25 protein-coding genes are annotated in these 26,569 nt (G+C 69.8%); 16 read left to right on the top strand and 9 right to left on the bottom strand.

What is annotated here, in order from left to right; translation table 11 throughout:
• Positions 1 to 36 precede the first annotated feature (36 nt).
• Together ACIRR9_RS23895 and ACIRR9_RS23890 are read left to right on the top strand one after the other, a co-directional pair.
• The gene (locus tag ACIRR9_RS23895; protein ID WP_365345998.1) at positions 37 to 771 is read left to right on the top strand and encodes a response regulator transcription factor; all 735 of its coding nucleotides are present in this window, start codon (positions 37 to 39) and stop codon (positions 769 to 771) included.
• Positions 768 to 2,216 carry a sensor histidine kinase gene (locus ACIRR9_RS23890; RefSeq protein ID WP_403755184.1) on the top strand — a complete coding sequence of 483 codons (1,449 nt, stop codon included), beginning with the start codon at positions 768 to 770 and terminating at the stop codon, positions 2,214 to 2,216. The genes ACIRR9_RS23895 and ACIRR9_RS23890 overlap by 4 nt, the downstream gene beginning before the upstream one ends.
• A 14-nt stretch (positions 2,217 to 2,230) precedes the next feature.
• Here the strand turns inward: ACIRR9_RS23890 and ACIRR9_RS23885 are convergent, their stop codons facing one another.
• Positions 2,231 to 2,845 (bottom strand): Uma2 family endonuclease, encoded by a 615-nt coding sequence (locus ACIRR9_RS23885; RefSeq protein ID WP_403755181.1) that lies wholly within the window; start codon positions 2,843 to 2,845, stop codon positions 2,231 to 2,233.
• Positions 2,846 to 3,112: 267 nt separating this feature from the next.
• Between ACIRR9_RS23885 and ACIRR9_RS23880 the strand changes: the two genes are divergently transcribed.
• Positions 3,113 to 3,853, top strand: coding sequence for a PH domain-containing protein (locus ACIRR9_RS23880; protein WP_403755178.1), 741 nt, complete (start codon positions 3,113 to 3,115; stop codon positions 3,851 to 3,853).
• A gap of 55 nt (positions 3,854 to 3,908) precedes the next feature.
• A complete protein-coding gene (locus tag ACIRR9_RS23875; RefSeq protein WP_403755175.1) occupies positions 3,909 to 4,628 on the top strand; it encodes a response regulator transcription factor in 720 nt (239 codons plus the stop codon).
• Between the two features lies 1 nt (position 4,629).
• Here the strand turns inward: ACIRR9_RS23875 and ACIRR9_RS23870 are convergent, their stop codons facing one another.
• On the bottom strand, positions 4,630 to 6,417 hold the full coding sequence (locus ACIRR9_RS23870; RefSeq protein WP_403755172.1) for an ABC transporter ATP-binding protein: 1,788 nt from the start codon (positions 6,415 to 6,417) through the stop codon (positions 4,630 to 4,632).
• Between the two features lie 823 nt (positions 6,418 to 7,240).
• On the bottom strand, positions 7,241 to 9,034 hold the full coding sequence (locus tag ACIRR9_RS23865; protein ID WP_403755169.1) for a bifunctional metallophosphatase/5'-nucleotidase: 1,794 nt from the start codon (positions 9,032 to 9,034) through the stop codon (positions 7,241 to 7,243).
• Between the two features lie 167 nt (positions 9,035 to 9,201).
• On the opposite strand from ACIRR9_RS23865, the gene mshD reads away from it, so the two are divergent.
• A complete protein-coding gene (gene mshD, locus ACIRR9_RS23860; protein ID WP_403755166.1) occupies positions 9,202 to 10,131 on the top strand; it encodes a mycothiol synthase in 930 nt (309 codons plus the stop codon).
• Positions 10,132 to 10,205: 74 nt separating this feature from the next.
• Here the strand turns inward: mshD and ACIRR9_RS23855 are convergent, their stop codons facing one another.
• A complete protein-coding gene (locus ACIRR9_RS23855; RefSeq protein ID WP_403755163.1) occupies positions 10,206 to 10,793 on the bottom strand; it encodes a hypothetical protein in 588 nt (195 codons plus the stop codon).
• A gap of 112 nt (positions 10,794 to 10,905) precedes the next feature.
• Here ACIRR9_RS23855 and ACIRR9_RS23850 point away from each other — a divergent pair, with 112 nt between their 5' ends.
• The 9 genes from ACIRR9_RS23850 to ACIRR9_RS23810 all read left to right on the top strand — a co-directional run bounded on the left by ACIRR9_RS23850 (position 10,906) and on the right by ACIRR9_RS23810 (position 19,567).
• Complete coding sequence (locus ACIRR9_RS23850) at positions 10,906 to 11,307, top strand: GntR family transcriptional regulator (protein ID WP_403755160.1); 402 nt, start codon at positions 10,906 to 10,908, stop codon at positions 11,305 to 11,307.
• Positions 11,304 to 12,179 carry an ABC transporter ATP-binding protein gene (locus tag ACIRR9_RS23845; protein ID WP_403755157.1) on the top strand — a complete coding sequence of 292 codons (876 nt, stop codon included), beginning with the start codon at positions 11,304 to 11,306 and terminating at the stop codon, positions 12,177 to 12,179. The genes ACIRR9_RS23850 and ACIRR9_RS23845 overlap by 4 nt, the downstream gene beginning before the upstream one ends.
• Positions 12,176 to 13,096, top strand: coding sequence for an ABC transporter permease (locus ACIRR9_RS23840; RefSeq protein ID WP_403755154.1), 921 nt, complete (start codon positions 12,176 to 12,178; stop codon positions 13,094 to 13,096). Before ACIRR9_RS23845 ends, ACIRR9_RS23840 begins: the two co-directional genes overlap by 4 nt.
• Positions 13,093 to 13,947, top strand: a complete 855-nt coding sequence (locus ACIRR9_RS23835) for a hypothetical protein (protein ID WP_403755151.1) — start codon at positions 13,093 to 13,095, stop codon at positions 13,945 to 13,947. The genes ACIRR9_RS23840 and ACIRR9_RS23835 overlap by 4 nt, the downstream gene beginning before the upstream one ends.
• A gap of 316 nt (positions 13,948 to 14,263) precedes the next feature.
• On the top strand, positions 14,264 to 16,624 hold the full coding sequence (locus ACIRR9_RS23830) for an RNA degradosome polyphosphate kinase (protein WP_403755148.1): 2,361 nt from the start codon (positions 14,264 to 14,266) through the stop codon (positions 16,622 to 16,624).
• A complete protein-coding gene (locus ACIRR9_RS23825) occupies positions 16,605 to 17,630 on the top strand; it encodes a CHAD domain-containing protein (RefSeq protein ID WP_403755145.1) in 1,026 nt (341 codons plus the stop codon). Before ACIRR9_RS23830 ends, ACIRR9_RS23825 begins: the two co-directional genes overlap by 20 nt.
• Positions 17,627 to 18,043 carry an NUDIX hydrolase gene (locus tag ACIRR9_RS23820; protein WP_403755142.1) on the top strand — a complete coding sequence of 139 codons (417 nt, stop codon included), beginning with the start codon at positions 17,627 to 17,629 and terminating at the stop codon, positions 18,041 to 18,043. Before ACIRR9_RS23825 ends, ACIRR9_RS23820 begins: the two co-directional genes overlap by 4 nt.
• 397 nt (positions 18,044 to 18,440) lie before the next feature.
• Positions 18,441 to 19,295 (top strand): hypothetical protein, encoded by an 855-nt coding sequence (locus ACIRR9_RS23815; RefSeq protein ID WP_403755140.1) that lies wholly within the window; start codon positions 18,441 to 18,443, stop codon positions 19,293 to 19,295.
• A 104-nt stretch (positions 19,296 to 19,399) separates the two neighbouring features.
• A complete protein-coding gene (locus tag ACIRR9_RS23810) occupies positions 19,400 to 19,567 on the top strand; it encodes a hypothetical protein (RefSeq protein ID WP_185149262.1) in 168 nt (55 codons plus the stop codon).
• A 15-nt stretch (positions 19,568 to 19,582) separates the two neighbouring features.
• Here the strand turns inward: ACIRR9_RS23810 and ACIRR9_RS23805 are convergent, their stop codons facing one another.
• On the bottom strand, positions 19,583 to 19,921 hold the full coding sequence (locus ACIRR9_RS23805) for a metal-sensitive transcriptional regulator (RefSeq protein ID WP_365346054.1): 339 nt from the start codon (positions 19,919 to 19,921) through the stop codon (positions 19,583 to 19,585).
• Positions 19,922 to 20,118: 197 nt separating this feature from the next.
• Between ACIRR9_RS23805 and ACIRR9_RS23800 the strand changes: the two genes are divergently transcribed.
• Together ACIRR9_RS23800 and ACIRR9_RS23795 are read left to right on the top strand one after the other, a co-directional pair.
• A complete protein-coding gene (locus ACIRR9_RS23800) occupies positions 20,119 to 20,739 on the top strand; it encodes a DUF47 domain-containing protein (RefSeq protein ID WP_123975966.1) in 621 nt (206 codons plus the stop codon).
• A gap of 7 nt (positions 20,740 to 20,746) precedes the next feature.
• Positions 20,747 to 21,745 carry an anion permease gene (locus ACIRR9_RS23795; RefSeq protein WP_403755135.1) on the top strand — a complete coding sequence of 333 codons (999 nt, stop codon included), beginning with the start codon at positions 20,747 to 20,749 and terminating at the stop codon, positions 21,743 to 21,745.
• A 502-nt stretch (positions 21,746 to 22,247) separates the two neighbouring features.
• Here the strand turns inward: ACIRR9_RS23795 and pstB are convergent.
• The 4 genes from pstB to pstS all read right to left on the bottom strand — a co-directional run bounded on the left by pstB (position 22,248) and on the right by pstS (position 26,413).
• A complete protein-coding gene (gene pstB, locus ACIRR9_RS23790) occupies positions 22,248 to 23,024 on the bottom strand; it encodes a phosphate ABC transporter ATP-binding protein PstB (RefSeq protein WP_365346058.1) in 777 nt (258 codons plus the stop codon).
• A gap of 42 nt (positions 23,025 to 23,066) precedes the next feature.
• Positions 23,067 to 24,128, bottom strand: a complete 1,062-nt coding sequence (gene pstA, locus ACIRR9_RS23785; RefSeq protein ID WP_403755132.1) for a phosphate ABC transporter permease PstA — start codon at positions 24,126 to 24,128, stop codon at positions 23,067 to 23,069.
• Positions 24,125 to 25,132 carry a phosphate ABC transporter permease subunit PstC gene (pstC, locus tag ACIRR9_RS23780; RefSeq protein ID WP_403755129.1) on the bottom strand — a complete coding sequence of 336 codons (1,008 nt, stop codon included), beginning with the start codon at positions 25,130 to 25,132 and terminating at the stop codon, positions 24,125 to 24,127. Before pstC ends, pstA begins: the two co-directional genes overlap by 4 nt.
• 147 nt (positions 25,133 to 25,279) lie before the next feature.
• On the bottom strand, positions 25,280 to 26,413 hold the full coding sequence (gene pstS / locus ACIRR9_RS23775; protein ID WP_403755126.1) for a phosphate ABC transporter substrate-binding protein PstS: 1,134 nt from the start codon (positions 26,411 to 26,413) through the stop codon (positions 25,280 to 25,282).
• Positions 26,414 to 26,569: the final 156 nt, after the last annotated feature.

Below are 26,569 nucleotides of genomic sequence, written 5' to 3'. Positions count from 1 at the left end.
GACCACGAACCACCGCACCCCGAGGAAACGCGAGCGATGAGCCCCGCCGATGGCGACCGTGACCCCCAGCGCATCCTGATCGTCGACGACGAGCCTGCCGTACGCGAAGCACTCCAGCGCAGCCTCGCCTTCGAGGGGTACGAGACCGAGGAGGCCGTGGACGGCGCGGACGCACTGGAGAAGGCCACGGCCTACAAGCCGGACCTGATCGTCCTCGACATCCAGATGCCGCGGATGGACGGCATGACCGCGGCCCGCCGCATCCGCGGGGCGGGCGACACCACCCCGATCCTGATGCTGACGGCCCGCGACACGGTCGGCGACCGGGTCACCGGACTCGACGCGGGGGCGGACGACTACCTGGTCAAGCCCTTCGAACTCGACGAACTCTTCGCCCGCATCCGAGCCCTCCTGCGCCGCAGCTCCTACGCGGCGTCCGTGATCGAAGGGGCCGACGAGGACGAGGCCCTCACCTTCGCCGACCTGCGCATGGACCTCGCGACCCGCGAGGTGACCCGGGCCGGCCGCCAGGTGGAACTCACCCGTACCGAGTTCACCCTCCTGGAGATGTTCATGGCACACCCGCGCCAGGTCCTCACCCGCGAACAGATCCTGAAGGCCGTCTGGGGCTTCGACTTCGAGCCCTCCTCCAACTCTCTCGACGTGTACGTCATGTACCTCCGCCGCAAGACCGAGGCGGGCGGCGAACCCCGCCTCGTCCACACCGTGCGCGGCGTCGGGTACGTCCTGCGCCAGGGCGGCGCGGAGTGAACAGGCTCGCCCGCCGTTTCCGCACCCTCCCGATCCGGGCCCGTCTGTCGATGCTGGTCGCGGCGGCGGTGGCGTTCGCGGTGGCGGCGGTGTCGGTGACGTGCTGGTTCATCGTGCAGGGGAAGCTGTACGCGCAGTTGGACCAGGATCTGCAACGAGGCATGAAGGGACCCCAGCAGGCCAACATCGCCTCGTTCGCCCTCAGCAACTGCTCCACGACCCCACAGGGCAACGGGGTCTTCCGGAACAACTACTCCCAGGTTGTCACCGATGCCGGGAAGGTCTGCGTCACCGATGACTCCTCGGGCTCCGTCAAAGTCACCCAGGGCGACAAAGATGTGATCAAGAGCGGGAACACCGGGAAGCTCTACCTCCGCGATGGTACTGACAGCGACGGCAACGCGGTCCGCGTGATGATCCATCCGCTGGGCTCCACCCGCAACCAAGTCACCGGTGCGCTCGGCCCGAACGTCGGGTTCATGGTCGCCGTGCCCCTCAAGAGCACCCAGAACACCCTCAACGACCTCGCACTGCTTCTCCTTCTCGTCTCCGGCGTAGGAGTCATCGGCGCCGGAGCCGCGGGCCTCGCGGTTGCCCGGGCCGGTCTGCGCCCCGTCGACGAACTCACCGAGGCCGTCGAACACGTCGCCCGCACCGAGGACCTGAGCGTGCGTATCCCGGTGGAGGAGGAGGCGGACGACGAGGTGGCCCGGCTGTCCCGCTCCTTCAACTCCATGACGACGTCACTCGCCAGCTCCCGCGAGCTGCAGCAGCAGCTCATCGCGGACGCCGGCCACGAACTGCGCACCCCCCTCACCTCACTCCGCACGAACATCGAACTCCTCACCCGCAGCGAGGAGACCGGCCGCCCCATCCCCCCTGCCGACCGCAAGGCACTGCTCGCCTCGGTGAAGGCGCAGATGACGGAGCTGGCGTCGCTGATCGGCGACCTGCAGGAGCTGTCCCGCTCGGAGGGGCAGCGAGGTGAGCGCGTGCAGGTCGTGGCCCTGCAGGACACGGTCGAAGCGGCCCTGAACCGCGCCCGGCTGCGCGGCCCGGAGCTGAAGATCACGGCGGACGTCCGGCCGTGGTTCGTACGCGCCGAGCCCTCCGCCCTGGAGCGGGCGATCGTCAACATCCTCGACAACGCGGTGAAGTTCAGCCCCGAGGGCGGCACGATCGACGTCGCCCTGGCGCGCGGCGTCCTCACGGTCCGCGACCACGGCCCCGGCATCCCCGAGGACGAACTCCCCCACGTCTTCGACCGCTTCTGGCGCTCCCCGAGCGCCCGTGCCCTCCCCGGCTCCGGCCTCGGCCTCTCCATCGTGGCCCGCACGGTCCAGCAGGCCGGCGGCGAGGTCACCCTGGCCCGCGCAGAGGGCGGCGGCACAGTGGCGACGGTACGACTGCCAGGGGCCCTTACGGCTCCACCGGAGACCATGTAAGGGGTTCGGCTCCGTCACCCTCGCTTCGGCCCCGTGATCGCCTCCCCGATCACGAAGCCCTTGGCGGGGCCCTCGGGGATGGTGATCTCGGTGCCGTAGGGGACACGGTGGATGTCTTCCCAGTCGGCCTTGTCGGGGCGAGGCCCGGTGAAGAGGGTGACGGCGCCCTGGTCGTCGTGGTCATCGATGATCACGTGCACGGGGATTCCGGCGCGGGCGTACTCGCGGCGCTTGCGGATGCGGTCGCGGTCGCGGCTGCGCTTCCCGGGAGAGGTGACTTCGAAGACGACTCGAACGCCCGCAGCCGTCAGACCGAGCCCGTCGTCTGTCACGTACCGCTCAGGATCCCTGGCGATGACGAACAGGTCGGGTACCCAAGCCCGGTTCTCATGGATGACGTTCGTGTCGTTCCGGGGCGCGAAGTCTCCTCCCTTCAGGAACTCCGCCAACGCCTCCCTCAGCATGAAGACGATCTGGCTGTGCGAGTAACGACCGGTGGGCGACACCTCGATGGCTCCCTCGATGATCTCAGCGCGGTAGCCCTCGGGGAGTTCCATGGCCTTCCACGCCTGCCACAGGACCTCGTCCAGGTCGGGTCCGTCGAAGAGTTCGGCCTGAGCCTCAGACATGGTCCTGGGCCTCTCATGTGCGAGAGCGGTCAAGGTGACACCTCCTCCTCAAGTGTGGGCTGGGCGTGCCCGCGGCACAAGCAACGCGATCACGGTAGGTACGGCGGCGTCGGTGACCTGGTGATATGACTCCAGATCACCCGTTCGAGCGATGGCGGAACGGTCCGCCGAAGCCCAGCCCGAACCGCTTCCCGAGGCCACAGAGGGCCGCCATATCCTCTCCCCAGTCGCGCACCCGTTCGGTGCGTCTGGGGAGGGCTTCGGATCGTGGACGAGGGTGGCGTGGAGCGCGAGTACCGGAAGCGGCGGAAGCTGCCGCGGGCGTATTTCGGGCTGCTGGGGCTGGTGTTGGTGAACGCGTTCGTCCAGACCGCCCGGGTCTCCGGTGGCGGGGCCGGCGGGCACGAGGACCGGTGGGGGCCGCCGTTCTTCGGCATGCTGATCCTCCTGGTCCTGGTGCGGGTCGTACTGGAGCAGTACCGGGCCTACACGCGGGTCACGTCGGCCGGGATCACCGCGCGGGGCCCACTGCGGGCCCGTACCTGGGCGTGGTCCGACGTGTACGACATCCGGGTCGAGCAGGCCCCGCGCGGTTCCGGCCGGGGGACGCCCCAGTGGCTCACCTACCTGTACGACTACCAGGGCCGCCGCTTCCTGCTCCCGCACCTCAACGACTGGCAGCTGGACGACCCCTACGCCGAGGTCGCGGAGCTGTGCCTGGCCGCCGCGCCGCACCGCAGCCTCACCTGGGAGCGGCGCCCGGACGTGGAGGAGCGGATCCTGCGCGGGGCCGGGCGCCGCAAGGGGTGGACATGGGGGATCTACGGCGGGCTGGCGATGGTCGGCGTGATGATCATGGTCTCCATGGCCCTGGTGATCACGGGACGGATGGACCAGCCCTTCCTGCTGATCGTGTGCGTGCCGGTGGCCTCGGGTGCCGCCCTGGGCGCCGTACTCCAGTGGTACTGGGGCGCCCGGCCGCCGCACTCCCCCGCCCGGCAGCCGTAGCCCACGCACATCCCCGCCCCAGCCCCCTCACAGCACGTCGTCACACTTTTGTCAGATGGCGAGGAAGATTCTGCTGGCCGACGACGACGCGGCCGTGAGGGACGGGGTCGGCCGGCTGCTCAGGTTCGAGGGGTACGAGACGGTCCTCGCCGGGGACGGCAGAGTGGCCCTCGATCTCCTCGGGGCTCCGGAGAGCACACCCGACCTGGTGCTGATGGATGTGGAGATGCCGGGGCTCGACGGCCTGGCGGCGACCCGGCGGATCCGGGCCTCCGGGTCCACCGTGCCCATTCTCATGATCACCGGGCGGAACGCGGTGGGGGACCGCATCGTCGCCCTCGACAACGGCGCCGACGGCTATCTGGCCAAGCCCTTCGCCAACGAGGAACTGCTCGCCCGGGTAAGGGCGTTGCTGCGGCGCAGTCCGCGGCGGGAGCCAGAGCACGAGGCGCCGGCGCGGGCGAACCGGTGTCTCGGCATCGAGGACGTCGCGATGGATCTGCGGACCCGGACCGTGCACCGCGGGGGCCGGACGCTGGATCTGACCAAGACCGAGTACGCGCTGCTGGAGTTCCTGCTGCGGCACCCGGGGCGGGTGCTCAGCCGGGAACGGATCCTGCGGGACGTGTGGGGGTTCGAGTTCGAGCCCGCGTCCAACACGCTGGACGTCTACATCATGTACCTGCGGCGGAAACTGGAGAGCCGCGGCGAACCGCGGCTCATCCACACCGTGCGCGGGATGGGCTACACCCTGCGGACGGCTCCTGCCGCCTGAACTACCACCTGAGGATCATCGTCTCGTCCGGGGCCGGAGCCGGCTCCGCCGTGATCGCCTCCGGGAGGGGGTGGGCGAGGCCGGCGTACGCGCCGCCACGGGCGAGGAGTTCGGGGTGCGTGCCCGCCTCCACCAGCCGGCCGCGGTCGACGACCAGGATGCGGTCGGCGTCCGGGGCGAGGGTGAGGTCGTGCGTGATCATGATGGTCGTACGGCCCGCCATCAGCTTGCGCAGCGGGGCCACCACCTGGCGGGCGGCGATCGCGTCCAGGCCCGCCGTGGGCTCGTCGAGGACGAGGACCGGGGCGGCGCGCAGCATCGCGCGGGCGATGGCGATGCGTTGCAGCTGGCCGCCGGAGAGGGCGGCCGTGCCGGGGGCGATGTGGGTGTCGTAGCCCTGGGGGAGGGTGGTGATGAAGTGGTGGGCGGCGGCGTCGCGGGCCGCCTGCTCGATCTCCTCGTCCGTCGCGCCGGGGCGGCCGCACTCGATGTTCTCGCGGACCGTGCCGTTGAGGATCAGCGTCTGCTGCGGGAGCAGGGCGACGTTCTCGCGGAGGAACTCCAGGGGTACGTCGTTCAGCGGGACGCCGTCCAGGCAGATCACGCCGGCCGAGGGGTCGTAGAAGCGGGTGAGGAGCTTGGAGAGGGTGGACTTGCCGGCGCCGCTCTTGCCGGTGACCAGGACCAGTTCGCCGGGGCCCGCGGCGAAGTCGACGTCGCGGAGGGAGGCGCGGGGGGACTCCGGGTAGCGGAAGGAGACGTTGTGGAAGCTGACCCAGCCTCGGACCGGCCAGGGGCCGACCGGCTGGGCGGGGTCGGTGACCGCGGGTTCGGCGTCCAGGATCTCGCCGATGCGCTCCGCGCCCGCGGTGGCCGCGGTGAGGGTGAGGCCGAGCTGGCCGAGGTTGCGGACCGGCGGGTAGAGGTAGCCGAGGAAGGCGGCGAAGGCGAGGAGCTGGCCGAGGGTCATACGGTCGGCGGAGATCTCCCACACCCCCAGGCCGATGACGGCAAGTACGCACACGGTCTCTACGACCTCGACGAACTGCGCGTACATCTCGCTGAGGCGGGCGCCGCGCACGCTCGCCCGCATCCAGGCGCGGGCCTCGACGTCGAGGCGCTTCTCCTCGTCCCGGCGGCGGTTGTAGGCCTGGGTGAGGACGACGTTGCCGAGGGACTCCTCGACCACGGAGGTGATCGCGCCGTCGGCGACGCGTTCGTCCTGGGAGGCCGTCCTGATCCGGCCGGAGAAGCGGCGGGCCGCGAACAGGAACAGGGGCGCGAGGACGAAGGTGGCCAGGGCCAGGTCCCAGCGCAGCCAGAAGGCGGCGGCCGCGTAGAAGACGGCGGAGAAGGCGGCGGCGACGGTGCCGACGACACCCGACACGACCATCTGCTCGATGGCCTCGACGTCACCGGTGAGGCGTTCCACCAGGTCGCCCTGGCGGTGCTGCTGGAAGAAGTGCGGGGGCAGGTCCTGGACGTGCCGGAAGACCTTGGCGCGCAGGCGCAGTACGAATCTCTCGGCGGTCCAGGTGGCCAGTGAGTTGCCGAAGTAGCCGACGAGCGCGCCCACCGCGGCGACCAGCAGCCAGGCGCCGGCCGGGCCCCAGAAGGCGGACAGCGAACCGGCCTCCAGGGCGTTGTCGGTGAGGTCGGCGAAGAGCAGGATCGCGGCGGTCTCGGCGAGCGCGGACACCACGACGCACGCGATGATCGCGCCGAGCCATCTGCGGTCGCCGCGGGTCAGCGGCCAGAAGCGGCGGAAGGCCGTGCGGGCTTCTCTCATGGTCGACAACTCCCTTCAGAGGTATCGGTGGGGTGGACATGGCCGAGGCGGGGCCACCGGTGCGACCACGCTTGACCGGTGACCCCGCCTCACTGTGTGCGTCAGCCGTTGTCCACGGGGCGGCGCTCCGCGACCGGCTTCTTCGGCGCGGGCTTCTTCGGGGCCGGGGCGGGCTTGCGGTGCTTCTTGACCGGGACGATCTTGTGGAAGCTCATGATCTTCTCCTTCGATCCGTTTCGTTCTGTCGTGATCCTGCAACAGTTTCCCTACCGCCCTGCTGCAATCACCTGTGAATTGATTTGAATTACTTCTGTGAATTCTTTGTCAGCCCTGGTCGCCGACCGGGCGACGCGTCACGACCGGCTTCTTCGGGGCGGGCTTCTTGGGGGCCGGGGCGGGCTTGTGGTGCTTCTTGACGGGGGCGATCTTGCGGAAGCTCATGGAAATTCCCTCCTTGGTGCTGGCGACTTACCGGTGACCCACGGGGCGCTTGACCTGGGACTTCTTGCAGTCCTTCTTCTTGGCCGCCGGCTTCGGAGCGGGCTTGTCGGCCTTCTTGACCGGGACGATCTTGTGGAAGCTCATGATCTTCTCCTTCGATCCGTTTCGTTCTGCCGTCCGCGCCGTTCGCTTTCGACATGGAAAACATTACGTGATCCGCGAGCCGAAGAAAGCCATTTTCACTAAGACATGGATGAATTACAGCTGAGACATATTTTCAGAAGCAACGCGGAACCAAACACCACTTCACACAGGTTTTATAAAACAGGACGGGCCCGGTGCACGCGGCTGCGCGCACCGGGCCCGTAAGGCGAGGTGGGGGCTACTGCACGAGCGTGATCCGGTTCGCCGCCGGAGGCGCGAGCGGGCTCGTGGCCGAGGAGTTGGCCGTCAGGTACTGGGCCAGGGCCGCCAGGTCGTCGGTGCCGACCAGGTCGTTCGTCCCCTGGCCGAGGGTGGTGAAGCCGTCGCCGCCGCCCGCGAGGAAGGAGTTGGTGGCGACGCGGTAGGTGGCGGCCGGGTCGACGGCCGCGCCGTTCAGGCGGATGGAGTCGGTGACGACCCGGTCCGCGCCGGACTTCGTCAGGTCCAGGGTGTAGGTCAGGTTCTTCGACGGCTGCAGGATCTTCGGGGCGGCCGCGTTGCTGCCGCTCACCTGCTCCTTGAGCACCTGGACCAGCTGGGCGCCGGTGAAGTCCTGGAGGTTCACGGTGTTGGCGAACGGCTGGACCGTGAAGCCCTCGGCGTAGGTGACGACCCCGTCACCCTCGGCGCCCTTGGCCGCATAGGTGAGGCCGGCCCGCACACCGCCCGGGTTCATCAGCGCCAGGTCGGTCTCCGGGTCCAGCTCTTTGCCGTACGCGAACTGGGCGTCGGCGATCAGGTCGCCCATCGGGGACTCGGTGCCGGTGTTGTTGACGTCGGCGGAGATGTAGCCGATGGCGCGGTTGCCGATCGGGGCGGCGAGGGTGTTCCACTTGCTGATCAGCTGCGTCAGGTCGGGCGCCTTGGCGACGTCCCGGGTGACCACGCGGTTCGCGGACTGCACAGCCGTACGCGCGATGTCGCCGGTACGGCGGTCGTACGTGAGGGTGGTGTCCGTGTAGAGGCGGCCGAAGGAGGCGGCCGAGGTGACCATACGGGGCCGGCCGGCCGGGTCGTCGATGGTGCAGACGTACGCGGTGTGGGTGTGGCCGGTGACGAGCGCGTCCACGGCCGGGGTCACGTTCTTCGCGATGTCGACGATCGGACCGGAGATGCCGTCACCGGCGCCGGGCGAGTCGCAGTCGTAGTTGTACGACGACGAACTCGGGAAGCCGCCCTCGTGGACCAGCGCAACGATCGACTGGACGCCCTGGCGCTGCAGTTCCCTGGCGTACTTGTTGATGGTCTCGACCTCGTCCTTGAAGACCAGGCCCTTGACACCGTCGGCGGAGACGATGTTCGGCGTGCCCTCCAGGGTGACGCCGATGAACCCGATCCTGACGTCCTTCTTCTTCCAGACCCAGTACGGCTTGAGGATCGGCTTGTTCGTCTTCTCGTCGAGGACGTTGGCCGCGAGGTAGGGGAAGTCCGCACCCTCGAACTCCTGGTCCGTGTAACACCCGTCGGTGGGGTGGCAGCCGCCGTTCTGCAGGCGCGCGAGTTCCCTGGCGCCCTCGTCGAACTCGTGGTTGCCGACCGTCGTGACGTCCAGGTCGAGCTTGTTGAGCGCCTCGATGGTGGGCTCGTCGTGGAAGAGCCCGGAGATGAGCGGGGAGGCGCCGACCATGTCACCGCCGGCGGCGGTGATGGAGTACGGATGCCCCTTGCGGGCCTGGCGGAGATGGGTGGCGAGGTACTCCACACCGCCCGCGTCGACCGTCCTGGTCGTCCCGTCGGACTGGAGTTCGGTGACCCGGCCGGAGGAGCCGGACGGCGGTTCGAGGTTGCCGTGCAGGTCGTTGAAGGAGAGCAGTTGGACGTCCTGGTAGCGGCCCGGGTGATGCCCGTGCCCCTTGCCGGAGTGCGCGTCGGCGGGCAGGGCACTCGCCAGGGCCGCGGCGGTGGCGAGCCCGGCGGCGGACGCGAGCAGTGCGTAGGTACGACGTCTGGACGGTCTGGGCTTCGTTTGCATGGAACCCCCCTGTGGGTCTGCCGAGAAGTGGCCGATCCGGCGCAGCCTAGGGTCAACGCGCGTAGCGCAACAGGGGTTTCATGGTTAATTCCTGATTGCCCGTTGCCCTGCCCTTTACCTTTCCCCTTGCCCCCACTTTGTCCGTCCGGCGCCGTACCCTCGTACGCATGACCAGCGACGACACCGCACGGCCGCCCATGTACTCCCGCTCCATCGACACCTACTCCGCGCTCACCCCGGACCAGGCCGGGGCCGTACTGGAGCTGCTGGCGGAGGCCGCCAGGGCCGACGGCCAGCAACCGGTGTCCGAGCAGGGGCGCCTCCAGCTCAGCGGCGGCGCCCGGGACGGCGTCTCCCACCTCCTCCTCAGCGTCGGCGACGAACTGGTGGGCTACGCCCAGTTGGAGGACACGGACCCGGTGGAGGCGCCGGCCGCCGAACTGGTCGTCCACCCGTCCCACCGGGGCCACGGCCACGGCCGCGCGCTGGGCAGCGCCCTGCTGGGCGCGTCCGGCAAGCGGCTGCGGGTGTGGGCGCACGGCGGGCACTCGGCGGCCCGCCACCTCGCCCAGGTCCTGGGCCTCACCCTGTTCCGCGAACTCCGCCAGATGCGCCGCCCGTTGACCGACCTGGACCTGCCCGACCCGAAGCTCCCGGACGGCGTGACGATCCGTACGTTCGTCCCCGGCCAGGACGACACGGCGTGGCTCGCCGTGAACGCCGCCGCCTTCGCCCACCACCCCGAACAGGGCTCGCTCACCCAGCGCGACCTCGACGACCGCAAGTCCCAGCCCTGGTTCGACCCGACCGGCTTCTTCCTGGCGGAGCGCGGGGACGAACTCCTCGGCTTCCACTGGACCAAGGTCCACGAGGAGGAGCGCCTGGGCGAGGTCTACGTCCTCGGCGTCTCCCCGAACGCCCAGGGCGGCGGCCTCGGCAAGTCCCTCACCACCGTCGGCCTGCGCCATCTGGCCGGACGCGGCCTGCCGACGGCGATGCTCTACGTCGACGCGGACAACACGGCGGCGGTGGCGGTGTACGAACGCCTGGGGTTCGTGACCCACGAGACGGACCTGATGTACCGGACGGAGACCTGAGAGCCGCTCTCGGCGGGCGGTGCGTCTGCCGCGGCTGACCAGACGGGCGGCCGTGGTGTCGCGCGTGTCGCGCGTCAGTCCGTCGGGCAGTCGTCCGCACCCTTCGGCACCTTCACGCCCAGCAGGCGGGCCGCCTGCGCCGTCGTCGTGTCCGGTGAGGTCAGCTCCTGCCAGTGGGACTTCACCCGGGCCGCGACGGTGTCGTGCGGTTCCCGCAGCAGTTCGCGTACGACCTGGGTCTGCTGGGCGGTGCCGCCCATGCTGCCGCCGTCCGGGGTGAGCACCACGGCTGAGCCGACGAGGCTGTCGTCGATGCGGAGGTGGCGGAACGTGGCCTCCGGGGTGGGGTCCGTGGCCACCGCCAGCCACATCGTGGTCACCACACCGGCGTCGCACATGGACTCCGCCGTGCGTTCGCTGCCCACCACCAGGACCCGGGCGACCCCGACCGCGAACTCTGGGACCCGGTTGCCGCCCCACTGCGTACCGACCGTGCCGGTGCCATGGGCCGCGTCGTCGACGACCGCCTGATCCGCGCACCGGCCGCGCAGCCGCGCGGTCAGCCACGGCGCGTACCGCCGGTACAGCTCCTCGAAGGCGCGCCGGTCCGCGTCCGCCGCGATGGCCCGCAGCAGCTCCCCGTCGCTTCTCGTTCCGCTCACGTCCCCTCATCGCACGAGCCCTGCCGATCGGTTCACGGATAGCGGGCTTGACTTTCCGGACGATCTTCCACCACCCTTTCACTACTCAATTAGTGAAAGGGTGGTTGTACGGGTGGTCGAGTACCGCATCGACCGGCGCTCCGGCGTCGCCACCTACGTCCAGATCGTCCAGCAGACCAAACAGGCCCTGCGCCTCGGTCACCTTCAGCCGGGAGACAAGCTGCCCACCGCCCGCGAGGTGGTAGAGGCCACCGCCATCAACCCCAACACCGTCCTCAAGGCCTACCGGGAGCTGGAGCGCGAGGGCCTGGTCGAGGCCCGGCGCGGCCTCGGCACCTTCGTGAAGCGCTCGCTCGGCACCGCCCCGGCCGCCGAGTCCCCCCTGCACGGGGAGCTGGCGGACTGGGCGGCCCGGGCCCGTGCGGCCGGCCTGGACCGCGACGACGTGGCCGCGCTCTTCACCGCCGTACTCGAGAAGCACTTCCGGAAAGACGACCAGGGAGAGAGTTCATGACCGACACCGCGATAGCGGCGTCCGCGCTCGGCAAACAGTTCGGCCGCGGCGGCTGGGCGCTGCGCGACTGCACCTTCCGGCTGCCCGCCGGGCGGGTGTGTGCCGTCGTCGGCCCCAACGGGGCGGGCAAGTCCACGCTCCTCGCCCTCGCCGCCGGTCTGCTGGGCGCCACCGAGGGCGAACTCACCGTCCTCGGCACCACCCCGGCCGAGGCCCGCACCCGGATCGGCTACGTCGCCCAGGACAAGCCGCTCTACCCGCAGCTCACGGTCGCCGAGACGCTGCGGATGGGCGCCGACCTCAACCCCGAACGCTGGGACGCGGCCGCCGCCGAGGGGATCGTCGCCGCGGGCGAGCTGAACCCGAAGTCCAAGGTCCGCTCCCTCTCCGGCGGCCAGCGCACCCGTGTCGCACTCGCCCTCGCGCTCGGCAAGCGGCCCGAACTGCTGCTCCTGGACGAGCCGATGGCCGACCTCGACCCGCTGGCCCGGCACGAGCTGATGGGCACGCTGATGGTGCAGGCCGCCCAGCACGGCACCACCATCGCGATGTCCTCGCACGTGGTCGCCGAGCTGGAGGACTCCTGCGACCACCTGCTGCTGATCGGCGGCGGCCGGGTCCGGCTGGCCGGCGAGATCGACGACCTGCTGGCCGCGCACACCCGGGTCAGCACCACCGCCGACGCCGACCTCGCCCCGCACACCGTCGTCGAGTCCCGCACCACCGGCCGCCAGCTCAGCGCCCTGGTCCGCCCGTCCGGCCCGCTGCCCGACGACTGGCGCACCGGCAGCCCCTCCCTGGAGGAGCTGGTCCTCGCCCACCTCCGCAACCCCGAGGCACCGGCCCTCACCCCCGCCGAGGCCGCCGTATGACCACCACCGCCATGACCGCCGGCGCCCTGGGCGCGCCCGCCCGGCCGCGGCTGACCCGCTGGCTGCTGCGGCTGCACCGCCCGGCGCTGTACGTCTGGACCGCGCTCGTCCTCGCGGCCGCGGCCCTGCTGCTGCTCCTGCACGGCCCGCTGACCGACGCGGCGGCCGAGGGCTGGCGCCAGTACAACCACTGCGCGTTCAACGCCTCCTGTACGTACGACCAGAAAGCGATCCTGCGCTACAAGGACTGGTACAACTACGCCACCCTGACCGTGTGCGCGCTGCCCTTCCTGGTGGCCGCCTGGGCGGGCGGCGCGCTCATCGGCAGGGAACTGGAGTCGGGGACGGCCCGGTTGGCCTGGGCGCAGTCCAGCACCCCGGTCCGCTGGCTGACCGTCCGGCTGGCGGTCCCGGCCGCCGCCGTCACCGCGGGGGCGGGTCTGCTGGCCTGGCTGCACCGGCTGGCCTGGAGCGCGGGCCGGGGCCGTATCGACACCGCCAAGGCGTGGTACGACATCTGGACCTTCCACGCCAACGGCCCCACGATCGTCGCCCTGACCCTGGCCGGCCTGGCGGCGGGCGCCCTGGCGGGCCTGCTGCTGCGGCACGCGCTGCCCGCGCTGTTCGTCGCCCTGCTGCTGACGGGCGCGATCTACGTCACCACCCAGGCCCTGCTGCCCCACCTGTGGCCGACGCTCGGCCGTACCGGGCCCGGGTACTTCAACTCGCCCTCCGGTTCCTGGCAGGTGAGCGGCCGCGAGATCGCGGATCAGTACCATGTCACATACCACCCTTACTCCCACTACTGGCCGCTCCAGCTCACCACCACGGCCCTCGTCCTCGCCATGACGGCCCTGCTGACCCTGGCCTGCTTCCTGGTCCTGCGGCGCCTGACCGGTAAGGCGGCCCCGCGATGAGCGCGACGATGCTGACGGGGCTTCCCCGGACCGTGCTGCGGCTGCACCGGTCGGCGCTGCTGGCCTGGGCGGTGTTCGTGGCGGGCATGAGCGGCTGGCTGGTGTGGCTGACCGAGGTCGCGGCGAAGCACCCGGAGCCACAGGGCCTGCTGTGCTTCGACGCCTGCGGACAGCCGTACGTCCTGCTCGACTTCGCCACCGAGATGAACTGGGTCTGCGCCCTGATCGGCTACTGCTTCGTGGGCATCGCCGCCTTCGCCGGCGGAGCCCTGACCGGCCGTGAACTGGAGTCGGGGACCGCGCAGTTGGCGTGGACACAGGGCGTCAGCCCGGTCCGCTGGCTGGCCGCCAAGCTCGCACTGCCCGCAGTGGCGCTCACCGTCGGGGGGACGGTCCTCGTCCTGGTCTTCCGCTGGGCCTCCACCGCCCACCGGACGCAGGACTGGACGACCTCCGCCACCATGTTCACCGATCGTGGCCCGCTGGTGGTGGCGTACGCCCTGTGCGCACTCGCCGTCGGCACGCTCACCGGGCTGCTGCTGCGCCGCGCGCTGGCCTCGCTCGGTGCCGCCGCCGCGGTGATGCTGCTGCTCTACACCGTGCTGACGTCCTTCCGCGTGCACCTGTGGCCCACCGTCACCCGTACCGGGCCGCACGCCTTCGACCTGCCGGACTACGTCTGGCTGGTCAGCGAGGGCTCGAACGCGCACGGGCGCTTCGCCACGTATCACCCGGCCTCGCACTACTGGCCGCTCCACCTCACCGAGACCGCGATCGTCCTGACCGTCGCCGCGCTCGCCGTCCTGGCCTCCTTCCGGGTGCTCAGGCACGGCCTGGAGTCCCGCGTGTGAGTGGCGTGCGCGGACGCCTTGGCGCCGTAGGGGTGCGGGTACGTCGGCGACTGCGGGTCCGCTGTGGCTGGTCGCGCCCGCGTGGCGGTAGCCGCATATCGATACAGCCCCGCGCCCCTGGGTCGGCTGGAGGTACCGTCGGTCCCGTGCGTCCCTCTGTCGGAGGAAGATCGGCGGAGGGGTGTACGGGATCGTCGCTTTCGTGATCCCCGACGGGTGCCGGGCCTGATCAGATACGTCCGCGAGCCGCTCCCCGCTATCCCGCACGCCATGTCTTCGTAACCATTGGTTCAGACGGACTTGCGACGCTCAGCCAATGAAGCCCGCCGTGCCAGAGCCTTCGCCGCCCCCTGAGGGGTTCGCGGGAAACGTGGTCGTACAGCTCCCACCCGCGCGTTCCGACGCGCCTGTCACGCCCCGGGCGCGGAAGAATGGGGGCATGAGCCAGCAGAACGCCCAGGCGGCGGCCGAGGTCCAGCACACACAGCCCTCCGTGGGCTCCATAGCAGCACACCGCCCGCACACCGTGGCCGCCGCGGTCTCCGACCTGGAGCCCGACATCGACGCCGACCTCGACGCGTACGAGGAGTCGCAGGTCGACGGGGTCCAGTTGCCCCAGGGGCGCTTCCTCGACCGGGAGCGCAGCTGGCTCGCGTTCAACGAGCGGGTGCTGGAGCTCGCCGAGGACCCGAACACGCCCCTGCTGGAGCGGGCCAACTTCCTGGCGATCTTCGCGAGCAACCTGGACGAGTTCTTCATGGTCCGGGTCGCCGGACTGAAGCGGCGGATAGCCACCGGCGTGGCCACCCGCTCCGCCTCCGGGCTGCAGCCGCGCGAGGTGCTGGAGATGATCTGGGCCCGCTCCCGTGAGCTGATGGCCCGGCACGCCGCCTGCTACCACGAGGACGTCGCCCCCGCACTCGCGGAGGAGGGCATCCACCTGGTCCGCTGGGCCGAGCTGACGGAGAAGGAGCAGGCGCGGCTCTTCACGCTCTTCCGGCACCAGATCTTCCCGGTCCTGACCCCGCTGGCGGTCGACCCGGCGCACCCCTTCCCGTACATCTCCGGCCTCTCCCTGAACCTGGCCGTCGTCGTACGCAACCCGGTCAGCGGCCACAAGCACTTCGCCCGGGTCAAGGTGCCGCCGTCGCTGTCCCGCTTCCTGGAGAGCTCCCCGGGCCGCTACGTCCCCATCGAGGACGTCATCGCCGCCCACCTGGAGGAGCTGTTCCCGGGTATGGAGGTCGTGGAGCACCACGCCTTCCGGCTCACCCGGAACGAGGACCTGGAGGTCGAGGAGGACGACGCCGAGAACCTCCTCAAGGCCCTGGAGAAGGAGCTCATGCGGCGCCGCTTCGGGCCGCCGGTGCGCCTGGAGGTCGAGGAGTCCATCGACCGCGAGGTCCTCGACCTGCTGGTGCGCGAGCTGAAGATCGGCGAGGCGGAGGTCTACCCGCTGCCCGGCCCGCTCGACCTGACCGGTCTGTTCCGCATCGCCGGCCTGGACCGGCCGGAGCTGAAGTACCGCAAGTTCATCGCCGGCACCCACCGCGACCTCGCCGAGGTCGAGTCCTCGTCCGCGCCCGACATCTTCGCGGCGCTGCGCGAGCGGGACGTGCTGCTGCACCACCCGTACGACAGCTTCTCCACCTCCGTGCAGGCCTTCGTCGAGCAGGCCGCCGACGACCCGGACGTCCTGGCGATCAAGCAGACCCTGTACCGGACCTCCGGCGACTCCCCGATCGTCAACGCGCTCATCGACGCCGCCGAGGCCGGCAAGCAGGTCCTCGTCCTGGTCGAGATCAAGGCCCGCTTCGACGAGCACGCCAACATCAAGTGGGCCAAGCGCCTGGAAGAGGCCGGCTGCCACGTCGTGTACGGCCTGGTCGGTCTGAAGACGCACTGCAAGCTGTCCCTGGTGGTCCGCCAGGAAGGCGACACGCTGCGGCGCTACAGCCACGTCGGCACCGGCAACTACCACCCGAAGACCGCCCGCCTGTACGAGGACCTCGGGCTGCTCACCGCCGACCCCCAGGTGGGCGCCGACCTGTCCGACCTGTTCAACCGCCTCTCCGGCTACTCCCGCCGGGAGACGTACCGCCGCCTGCTGGTGGCACCCAAGTCACTGCGCGACGGACTGATCGCGCGGATCGACAAGGAGGTCCAGCACCACCGTGCGGGCCGTCCTGCCTTCGTCCGCATCAAGGCCAACTCGATGGTCGACGAAGCGCTCATCGACGCGCTCTACCGAGCGTCCATGGCCGGCGTGCCGGTCGACATCTGGGTACGCGGCATCTGCGCGATCCGCCCCGGTGTCACGGGCCTGTCGGAGAACATCCGGGTCCGCTCGATCCTCGGCCGCTTCCTCGAACACTCCCGGGTCTTCGCCTTCGGCAACGGCGGCGAGCCCGAGGTGTGGATCGGCAGCGCCGACATGATGCACCGCAACCTCGACCGCCGGATAGAGGCCCTGGTCCGGGTCATCGACCCGGCCCACCGGGCAGCCCTGACCCGGCTGTTCGAAACCGGCATGTCCGACTCCACCTCCTCCTGGCACCTGGGCCCGGACGGCGAATGGACCCGGCACGCGACCGACGCCGACGGACAGCCGCTGCGCAACATCCAGGAGACGCTCATAGACGCCCGGAGGCGCCGGCGTGGCACAGCAACACCTTGAACCGACGGACCCCACGGCCCGGGCCGTCACCGGGGACGCCCTGGCGGGCTACCTGCGCGCCCAGGCCACGGAGTTCCTCCGCGCGCTGCGCCAGCACCGGGAGACCGGGACAGTTGCCGGCGCGGCGGTGGAGTCCGTCGACGCGGCCCGCGCCCTGCGCCGCTCGGCCCGGCGCATCAGCGGCAGCCTGCACACCTTCCGACCGCTCCTCGACGCCGACTGGTCGGAGGAGATCCGCCCCGAACTGGCCTGGCTGTCGGGCACCTTGGGGCTTGAGCACGCGTACGAGGCCCGGTTGGAGCGCCTGTTGCTGGCGCTCCACCGGCTCTCCGGCTCCACCAGCCTTCCCGGCCAGGCCACTTCGGAGGGGGCCGCCGACCGCGGCAGCCTCACCGTGGGTGCGGCCAAGGCGGGCGCCCTCCTGGACCGCCAGCTCACCCTGGCCCGCACCCGGGCCCACTCGACGGCCCTCCAGGCGCTCGGCTCCTCCCGCTTCCACGCGGTCGCCGACAAGGTCGCGGTCCTGGCCAGCGAGGTCCCGCTCACGGCCGCGGCGCCCACCACCGACCTGCGCCCGCCGGCGGCGGCCGCCGAGGAGCGCCTCACCGACGCGATCGCGGCCCTCCCCCTGGTCACCGCGGGCCACCCGTACAACGCGGAGGCCCTCGTCCACGGCCTGTCCCCGGACCCGTCCCCGCACCCCCAGGACGGCCCCTGGCACCAGGTCCGCCTCCTGCTGCGGCTGCACCGCTACGCCCGCGAGGTGCTGTGCGGCGAGGGCGCGCCCGTGGACGTACGGCTGCTCGCGGCCGGCCAGGCCCTGAACCGGCACCGCGACGCCTCGGAAGCCGCCGCCGCGGCGGCCGCCGCGGCCCGCACCCCGCGTATCGCCCCGGCGACGGCCTACGCCCTCGGCGTCCTCCACGCCGACCAGCGGCACGAGGTCGAGGCGGCCCGCTTCGCCTTCCAGCAGGCGTGGCAGAAGCAGCCCCTGGAGGCGGTGTGAACGACACCCCGGTCCGGGCGGCGGGCTGCGTCCTGTGGCGCCGCTCGCCGGTCACCGGGGACCTGGAGATCTGCCTGGTCCACCGCCCCAAGTACGACGACTGGTCCCACCCCAAGGGCAAGCTCAAGCGCGGCGAGGACGCGGTCACGGCCGCGTTGCGCGAGGTGGCGGAGGAGACCGGCTACCCGGCCGGCCTCGGCGGCGAACTCTCCACGACCCACTACTTCGCCAACGGCCGCCCCAAGGAGGTCCGTTACTGGTCGGCGGAGGCGGAAGAGGGCCACTTCACCCCGAACCACGAGGTGGACCGCATCCTGTGGCTGCGCCCGGCGGAGGCACGGCAACGCCTTACGCAGCCGAGGGACGCGGAGTTGGTGGACGAACTGCTGGCCTCACTTCACAACACGCCGTAGGGAAACGCGCCCCTTCCGGGGCGCGGGACTGTATTGATGTGCGGCTACCGCCGCGTGGGCGCGAGCAACCACGACGGCGCCACAGCCGAACACACGACCTCAACTCACCCTCCGGCCAAGTGCCCCTCCGCATCCGCACGCGCGAGACTTCGCGCCCGCCGGGCCGGCCCCCGCCACCCACATGTGCACCGGGCGAAACAGAACCGCCCCTGCTCCACCGTGCCCGCGTCATGTTCCGCCCCCTGCAGGGCCCGCCCGGAACCATCCTCCTGCGCCACGCTGACAACGTTACCCACCCTCGGTAAAGCGCCGGTATGCGTGACGGCCCCTCCCACCCCTCGTTAACCGGAACGACAGGGGGCCCGTGACGGACGTACCGGCTGGGGGTAGGCAGGCGATGGATCGGCGGCAGCACAGGCGCACCGGGAAGACGGCCGTCACCGTGGGACTCGTGGTCGGCCTCGGCGCCTGCGCCACCGGCTGCGGCGGCGCCACGGCGGAAGGCGCCGGCGGCGCGACCGGCGACAACACGGTCACCTTCCTCGTCCGCGCGGCGGAGACCTTGCGGAGCACCGGCACGTCCAGGGCGACGACGTCGATGGAGATGGCGACCGGCGGCACCCGGGTCACCATCCGCGGCAGGGGCGTCTACGACTACGACCGGCAGCTCGGCAGGCTCACGGTCTTGCTCCCGCAGGACCCCGCCGGCGCCTCCGAACACCGTCCGATCACCGAACTCCTCGCTCCGGGCGCGCTGTTCATGAAGAACCGGGGCGCCGGGGTGCCCGCCGACAAATGGGTCCGCGTGGAGACCGCGACCCTCTCCGACGGCAACCTGGTCACCGGCGGCGCGACCGACCCGTTCGCCGCGGCCGAGCTGCTGCGCGGCACCCGCACCGCGACGTACCTGGGGAAGACCGAGCTCGCCGGGACCGAGGTGCGGCACTACCGGGGCACCGCCGACCTGGCCACCGCGGCCCGCGTGGCCTCTCCCGGCAACAGGGCCTCGCTGGCCGCCGCGGCGAAAGGGTTCGCCACGGCCGAGGTCCCGTTCGACGCGTACCTCGACGACCAGGGCCGTATCCGCAAACTGCGGGAGCGGTTCAGCTTCGTCAACGACAGCAGCAAGGACACCGTGGCGGTCGCCTCGACGACGCTGCTGTACGACTTCGGGACTCCCGTGGACGTGAAGCTGCCGCGTTCCCGGGACATCTACGCGGGTCGGATCGCCGAAAACCAGCCAGCGCACTAGTCCGGAATCGGCTCTGTACAACCTGTGAACTAGCCCGTCCGTGCCATGCGCGTTGTGTAGACCGCTGCCTACTCTAGGAAGTCGGTGACGGCAGAGAAGAGGTGATGCACGTGGCTCCGGTCGGCGGTACGGCAGTCCAGGACCACGTGGCCCTCGCCGAGATCGAGCTGTGCGGTGAGCTGATCATCGCGGCGTCGGCCGCCGAGGACCGGCTGAGCCTGGAGAGCATCGACGAGGTGCTGAGAGTGGCCGAGGAGCGCGAGGCCCTCTGACGGCGGCGGCCCCGGTCAGGTCCGCAGCATACGGGCGATGGCCGCGGTGGCCTCTTCCACCTTCGCGTCGATCTCGTCGCCGCCCTTGACGGCCGCGTCGGCGACGCAGTGCCGCAGGTGCTCCTCCAGCAACTGCAGAGCGAAGGACTGCAGGGCCTTGGTGGAGGCGGAGACCTGGGTGAGTATGTCGATGCAGTAGGTGTCCTCGTCGACCATGCGCTGCAGGCCCCGGATCTGCCCCTCGATCCGGCGCAGCCGCTTGAGGTGCTCGTCCTTCTGTTTGTGATAGCCGTGCGTGGCCGCCGGAGCGCCGCTTCCGGAGGGCGTCGTGGCGCCGGCCTCGGTGGTCGTCATCGCGTCCTCCGCATCGTCGAGACATATACCCCTAGTGGGTATATGGTAACGAACTTTGCTGGGTATAGGGCCCTCGGGACGCCCCAGTGCTGATCAACTTGCACGATGGGCGAAACTGGAAGCCCGCCCATTAGCCGTGGCCGGATGATGCGCTTAGCATCAGCCTGACCGAAACCCATGCATACCGAGGACCCCAAGTGCGCTTTCGTCTGACCCCCAGGGAGACGAGCTTCTACGACATGTTCGCCGCGTCCGCGGACAACATCGTCACGGGCTCGAAACTCCTGATGGAACTGCTCGGGGCGGACGCGTCTGCCCGGGCCGAGATCGCAGAGCGTATGCGGGCAGCGGAACACGCAGGTGACGACGCCACGCACGCGATCTTCCACCAGCTGAACTCCTCGTTCATCACGCCCTTCGACCGCGAGGACATCTACTCCCTCGCGTCCTCCCTCGACGACATCATGGACTTCATGGAGGAGGCCGTCGACCTGGTCGTCCTCTACAACGTCGAGGAACTGCCGAAGGGCGTCGAGCAGCAGATCGAGGTGCTGGCCCGTGCCGCCGACCTGACGGCCGAGGCGATGCCCAACCTGCGCACGATGGACAACCTCACCGAGTACTGGATCGAGGTCAACCGGCTGGAGAACCAGGCCGACCAGATCCACCGCAAGCTTCTCGCCCACCTCTTCAACGGCAAGTACGACGCGATCGAGGTGCTGAAGCTCAAGCAGATCGTGGACGTCCTGGAAGAGGCGGCGGACGCGTTCGAGCACGTGGCGAACACGGTGGAGACCATCGCCGTCAAGGAGTCCTGAGCCGTCGATGGACACCTTCGCGCTCATTCTGACCATCCTGGTCGCGCTCCTTTTCACATATACGAACGGTTTCCACGACTCGGCGAACGCGATCGCGACGTCGGTGTCGACGCGGGCGCTGACCCCGCGGGCGGCTCTCGCCATGGCCGCGGTGATGAACCTGGCCGGCGCGTTCTTCGGAACCGGGGTCGCCAAGACCGTCAGCGAGGGCCTGATCCAGACGCCCCAGGGCTCCAAGGGCATGGGCATCCTCTTCGCGGCGCTGGTCGGCGCGATCGTCTGGAACCTGGTCACCTGGTACTTCGGCCTGCCCTCGTCCTCCTCCCACGCACTGTTCGGCGGCCTGGTGGGCGCGGCCCTGGCCGGCGGCACGGAGGTCCTCTGGAACGGCGTCGTCGACAAGATCATCATCCCGATGTTCCTGTCGCCGGTCGTCGGTCTGCTCCTCGGCTACCTGGTCATGACGGCCATCATGTGGATCTTCCGCCGCTCCAACCCGCACAAGGCGAAGCGCGGCTTCCGTATGGCCCAGACCGTCTCCGCGGCCGGCATGGCGCTCGGGCACGGCCTCCAGGACGCACAGAAGACGATGGGCGTCGTCGTCATGGCACTGGTGATTTCCGGCCATGAGACGTACGGCGATCCGATCCCCGCCTGGGTCAAGATCGTCTGTGCCCTGATGCTCTCCCTCGGCACCTACGCCGGCGGCTGGCGCATCATGCGCACGCTCGGCCGCAAGATCATCGAACTCGACCCGCCGCAGGGCTTCGCCGCGGAGGCCACCGGCGCGTCGATCATGTTCACCACGGCGTACCTCTTCAAGGCGCCGATCTCCACGACCCACGTCATCACCTCGGCCATCATGGGCGTCGGCGCGACGAAGCGCGTGAACGCGGTCCGCTGGGGCGTGGCCAAGAACATCGTCCTGGGCTGGTTCATCACGATGCCGGCAGCAGCACTGGTCGCAGCAGCGGCCTTCGGAATCATCGACGTAACGCTCCTCTAGCCCCGTCTGCCCAGCCACCCACCCGACTCGGTCAGCAGAGAGCCGAGGTCAAGGGCAGAACGGGCACAACGGCACTGCGCACCCCAGGAACACGGAACCGCCCGGACAAGCGTCTGGACAACCCCCTGGGGGCACGGGGAACTGCGCGACCAGCCACAACCCGCCCGCAGCCGCCCGACATCCCCAAGCACGAAGCGCCTCACCCAACGGCCCGACAACCCCCTGGGGGCACGGGGAACTGCGCGACCAGCCACAACCCGCCCGCAGCCGCCACACGACAGCTCCCCGTCCTCTGCAGCCGCGGCGCGGCCCACCCGCGGCCGGCTTCGGGCAGCCGCCCATCGTCCTCGGCCTCGCCTCTCCACGGACCGAGTCGGGTGGGTGGGTGGGCAAGGTGGAGGGAAAAGGACGGGCCCGCCCCCGGGAGCCAGGGGCGGGCCCTTTTGCATCCTCGCGGTGGCACCGCCATGCAGCACCGCGAGGGGTTTGTGGAAACCTCGGCTCAGCCGAAGCGACCGGAGATGTAGTCCTCCGTGGCCTGGACCGACGGGTTGGAGAAGATCCGCTCCGTATCGTCGATCTCGATCAGTTTGCCGGGCTGGCCCACGGCCGCGAGGTTGAAGAACGCCGTACGGTCGGAGACACGCGCCGCCTGCTGCATGTTGTGCGTCACGATGACGATCGTGAAGCGCTCCTTCAGCTCACCGATCAGGTCCTCGATGGCGAGGGTGGAGATCGGGTCGAGGGCGGAGCAGGGCTCGTCCATGAGCAGCACCTTCGGCTCGACCGCGATCGCACGGGCGATGCAGAGCCGCTGCTGCTGGCCACCGGAGAGACCGGAGCCCGGCTTGTTCAGGCGGTCCTTGACCTCGTTCCAGAGGTTCGCGCCCTTGAGCGACTTCTCGACGACGTCGGTGAGCTCGCTCTTCTTGTAGCTGCCGTTCAGCTTCAGACCCGCGGCCACGTTGTCGAAGATCGACATCGTGGGGAAGGGGTTCGGACGCTGGAACACCATGCCGACCTCGCGGCGCACGGCCACCGGGTCGATGTTGGCGGCGTACAGGTTCTCGTCGTCGAGGAGGACCTTGCCCTCGACACGGCCGCCGGGCGTGACCTCGTGCATACGGTTGAGCGTGCGCAGGAACGTCGACTTGCCGCAGCCGGAGGGGCCGATGAACGCCGTGACCGTGCGCGGCTCGATGTTCATCGAGATGTCGTCGATGGCCTTGTGGGAGCCGTAGTAGGCGGAGAGCCCGCTTACGTCGATTCGCTTGGACATTACTTCTTCACTTCCAGACAGTCGGTCGCTGAGAGGGCCGCGTCAGCGACCGGTCTTGGGGGCCTTCCAGCGGGCGATGCCGCGGGCCACCAGGTTCAGGATCATCACGAAGGCGATCAGCGTGAGCGAGGCCGCCCAGGCACGGTCGTACGCCGCGTTGGCACCGGCGCTGTTCGCGTACTGCTGGTAGATGAACAGCGGCAGCGACGACTGCGCACCCTCGAAGGGGTTGTTGTTGATGAACGGGTTGCCGAACACCAGCAGCAGGACCGGGGCGGTCTCACCCGCGATACGGGCGATGGCCAGCATGACACCGGTGGTGATGCCGCCGATCGAGGTCGGCAGGACCACCTTCAGGATCGTGCGCCACTTGGGCACGCCGAGCGCCAGGGACGCCTCACGCAGCTCGTTCGGGACGAGCTTGAGCATCTCCTCGGTGGAGCGCACGACCACCGGCATCATCAGGATGGCCAGGGCCAGCGATCCGGCGAAGCCGAAGGGCTGCATGTCGAAGATCAGCATGAGGCTGAGGATGAACAGACCCGCGACGATCGACGGGATACCGGTCATGACGTCGACGAAGAAGGTGACGGCCTTGGCGAGGCGGCCACGCCCGTACTCGACGAGGTAGACGGCGGTGAGGATGCCGATCGGGGCACCGATCAGGGTGGCGAGGCCGACCTGCTCCAGGGAGCCGATGATGGCGGCGTAGGCGCCACCGCCCGGCTCGGAGTCGGCGACGACACCCATGGAGTGGGTGAGGAAGTAGACGTCCAGGACCTTCACACCGCGCGAGATGGTCACCCAGATGAGGGAGACCAGCGGGATCACGGCGACGACGAAGGCGACCCAGACCAGGGAGGTCGCGATGCGGTCCTTGGCCTGGCGACGGCCCTCGACCTTGGCGGCGATGCCGTAGGTGCCGAAGACGTAGAGGAGGCCGGCGATCAGACCCCACTGGATCTTGCTGTCCAGGCCGCCGACGAGACCGATGACCACGCCGAGGACGATGGCCCCGCCGATGATGGCGTAGGGGGACCACTTGGGGAGGGTCGCGCCCTGCAGGCTGCTGGGGCGCCGGTCGGCGACTGCTGCGGTGCTCATGCGTTGGCCCCCGAGTACTCCGCACGGCGCTGGATGATGATCCGGGCCGCGCCGTTGACCAGCAGCGTGATGACGAACAGGACCAGACCGGACGCGATCAGCGCGTCACGGCCGTCCGCGGTCGCCTCGCTGAACTTGCTGGCGATGTTCTGGGCGAAGGTGCCGCCGCCCGGATTGAGCAGGCTGGCGTGGATGTCGAAGTCCGGGGAGAGCACGGTGGCGACGGCCATCGTCTCGCCGAGCGCGCGGCCGAGACCGAGCATCGAGGCGGAGATCACACCGGAGCGCCCGAAGGGCAGCACCGCCATGCGGATGACCTCCCAGCGCGTGGCGCCGAGGGCCAGTGCGGCCTCCTCGTGCATCTGCGGGACCTGGCGGAAGACCTCGCGGCTCACGTTGGTGATGACCGGCAGGATCATGATCGCGAGCAGGATGCCGACGGTGAGCATCGAGCGCGGCGCGCCCTGGTCCCAGGAGAAGATCCCGGTCCAGCCGAAGAATTCGTTCAGCCAGCTGAACAGGCCGACCATGTGCGGTACGAGGATCAGACCGCCCCAGAGGCCGTACACGATGGACGGCACGGCGGCGAGCAGGTCGATCACGTAGGCGACCAGGCCGCCGATCCGGTGCGGCGCGTAGTGCGTGATGAACAGCGCGATCGCGACCGCGATCGGGACCGCGATGGCCATGGCGATGACCGAGGAGACGACCGTGCCGAAGGCCAGGACCGCGATGCCGAAGCTCGGCGGGATGAGGTTGGTGTTCCACTCGAAGGTGGTCAGGAAGTTGCCGTGGTCCTTGCTGATCGCGAGGGACGCGCGGTAGGTGAGGAAGACCGCGATGGCGGCCATGACCACCAGCAGCAGGATGCCGGAACCCCGGGAGAGGCCGAGGAAGATCCGGTCGCCGGCGCGGGTGGCGCCGCGGGCGTTGCGCTTGTGCTGGGCCGCGGAAGGCTGGGGGGTGGGGGGAGATGCGTCTGTTGTCTGTGTCGATATGTCCATCGGGTTCTCCGGTCTGCGGAGTCGCCCCCGAAGGGGCGGCTCGGAGAAGCCGTACACCCCGGTTTTGTGGGGTGTACGGCTCCGGGCGGCGGTGCACCGGACGGTGCGGCCGGGCCCCTTCCGGAACTCGGCCGCACACTGGGATCTTTAGCCGAGGCTCGCGACGGTGGTGCGGACCTTGGCGATGATCTCGTCGGGGATCGGGGCGTAGTTGATCGTGGAGAGCAGCTTCTGGCCGTCCTCGCTGGCGATGTAGGTCAGGAACGCCTTGGTCGCCGGGAGGGTGTCGGCCTTGTTGCCCTTGTCGCAGGCGATCTCGTAGGTGACCAGGCTGATCGGGTACGCACCCTCGGCCTTGGTCTTGTAGTCGAGCTTCAGCGACAGGTCCGAGCCGGTGCCGACGACCTGGGCGGCCGCGATGTCGGCGGTGGCGGACGCGGTCGACGGGGCGACCGGCTTGCTGGCGCCCGTGTCGATGGAGGCGGCCTTGATGCCGTCCGAGACGTAGGAGAGCTCGAAGTAGCCGATGGCGCCGGAGGTCTGCTTGACCTGCTGGGCGACACCCGCGGACTGCGGAGCGGACTGACCGCCCTTGGCCTGCCAGGCCTTGCCGCCGGAGTACTTCCAGTTGTCCGGGGTGGTGGCGATCAGGTACTTGGTCAGGTTGTCCGTCGTACCCGACTCGTCCGAGCGGTGGAACGCCTGGATCTTCAGGTTCGGGAGCTTGGCGGTCGGGTTCAGCTTCTTGATCGCCGCGTCGTTCCAGTTGGTGATCTTGCTGTCGAAGATCTTCGCGAGGGTCGGCGCGTCCAGAACCAGGTTGTCGACACCCGGGACGTTGTAACCGATCGCGATCGCGCCGCCGACCATCGGGAGGTCGATGCCCTGGCCGCTGGAGCAGACCTTCTTGGAGGCGGTGACCTCTTCCGGCTTGAGCGCGGAGTCGGAACCGGCGAAGGCGACCTGACCCTGCGTGAAGGCGGTCACACCGGCGCCGGAGCCGGAGCCCTTGTAGTTGATCTGGACGCCACAGGCCTGGGAGAAGTTCTTGACCCAGGCGTCGATCGCGTTCTTCTGCGCGGAGGAGCCGTCGGCGAGCAGCTGACCCTTGGCGTTGTCGCACTTGATGGAGCTGGCGTTGGCAGAGGTCGAGGGGTTGCTGCTCGAACCGCTGCTGCTGCCGTTGTCGTCCGAGCCGCACGCCGTAAGGGTCAGGGCACCGGTGACGGCGACAGCACCGAGAGACAGAACGCGCAGCCGGTTCTTGCGCTGAAGCTTCACTTTCGGGAGTTCCTTCCAGAGGCGCCACCTTCGGCGGCGTGCGAGGTAGTAGAGACGCGGCGAGAGCCCTTCCTGGCTGGGCATTCAAGACCGCCCACCGCATCCGGTAAGGCCGAAAGTAGGCAGATCAGGTGAAGTGGCCGATGGCCATAGGTG

The organism is Streptomyces sp. NPDC101234, from assembly GCF_044767525.1.
GTDB lineage: Bacteria > Actinomycetota > Actinomycetes > Streptomycetales > Streptomycetaceae > Streptomyces > Streptomyces sasae.
This window is presented reverse-complemented; position numbering and strand designations above follow the sequence as displayed.

Coding starts and splice junctions, on each gene's coding strand:
- ACIRR9_RS23895 (WP_365345998.1), top strand. CDS start 37: ATGAGCCCCGCCGATGGCGACCGTGACCCCCAGCGCATCCTGATCGTC.
- ACIRR9_RS23885 (WP_403755181.1), bottom strand. CDS start 2,845: ATGTCTGAGGCTCAGGCCGAACTCTTCGACGGACCCGACCTGGACGAG.
- ACIRR9_RS23875 (WP_403755175.1), top strand. CDS start 3,909: ATGGCGAGGAAGATTCTGCTGGCCGACGACGACGCGGCCGTGAGGGAC.
- ACIRR9_RS23870 (WP_403755172.1), bottom strand. CDS start 6,417: ATGAGAGAAGCCCGCACGGCCTTCCGCCGCTTCTGGCCGCTGACCCGC.
- ACIRR9_RS23865 (WP_403755169.1), bottom strand. CDS start 9,034: ATGCAAACGAAGCCCAGACCGTCCAGACGTCGTACCTACGCACTGCTC.
- mshD (WP_403755166.1), top strand. CDS start 9,202: ATGACCAGCGACGACACCGCACGGCCGCCCATGTACTCCCGCTCCATC.
- ACIRR9_RS23845 (WP_403755157.1), top strand. CDS start 11,304: ATGACCGACACCGCGATAGCGGCGTCCGCGCTCGGCAAACAGTTCGGC.
- ACIRR9_RS23840 (WP_403755154.1), top strand. CDS start 12,176: ATGACCACCACCGCCATGACCGCCGGCGCCCTGGGCGCGCCCGCCCGG.
- ACIRR9_RS23835 (WP_403755151.1), top strand. CDS start 13,093: ATGAGCGCGACGATGCTGACGGGGCTTCCCCGGACCGTGCTGCGGCTG.
- ACIRR9_RS23830 (WP_403755148.1), top strand. CDS start 14,264: ATGAAGCCCGCCGTGCCAGAGCCTTCGCCGCCCCCTGAGGGGTTCGCG.
- ACIRR9_RS23815 (WP_403755140.1), top strand. CDS start 18,441: ATGGATCGGCGGCAGCACAGGCGCACCGGGAAGACGGCCGTCACCGTG.
- ACIRR9_RS23810 (WP_185149262.1), top strand. CDS start 19,400: ATGCACGTGGCTCCGGTCGGCGGTACGGCAGTCCAGGACCACGTGGCC.
- ACIRR9_RS23805 (WP_365346054.1), bottom strand. CDS start 19,921: ATGACGACCACCGAGGCCGGCGCCACGACGCCCTCCGGAAGCGGCGCT.
- ACIRR9_RS23795 (WP_403755135.1), top strand. CDS start 20,747: ATGGACACCTTCGCGCTCATTCTGACCATCCTGGTCGCGCTCCTTTTC.
- pstB (WP_365346058.1), bottom strand. CDS start 23,024: ATGTCCAAGCGAATCGACGTAAGCGGGCTCTCCGCCTACTACGGCTCC.
- pstA (WP_403755132.1), bottom strand. CDS start 24,128: ATGAGCACCGCAGCAGTCGCCGACCGGCGCCCCAGCAGCCTGCAGGGC.
- pstC (WP_403755129.1), bottom strand. CDS start 25,132: ATGGACATATCGACACAGACAACAGACGCATCTCCCCCCACCCCCCAG.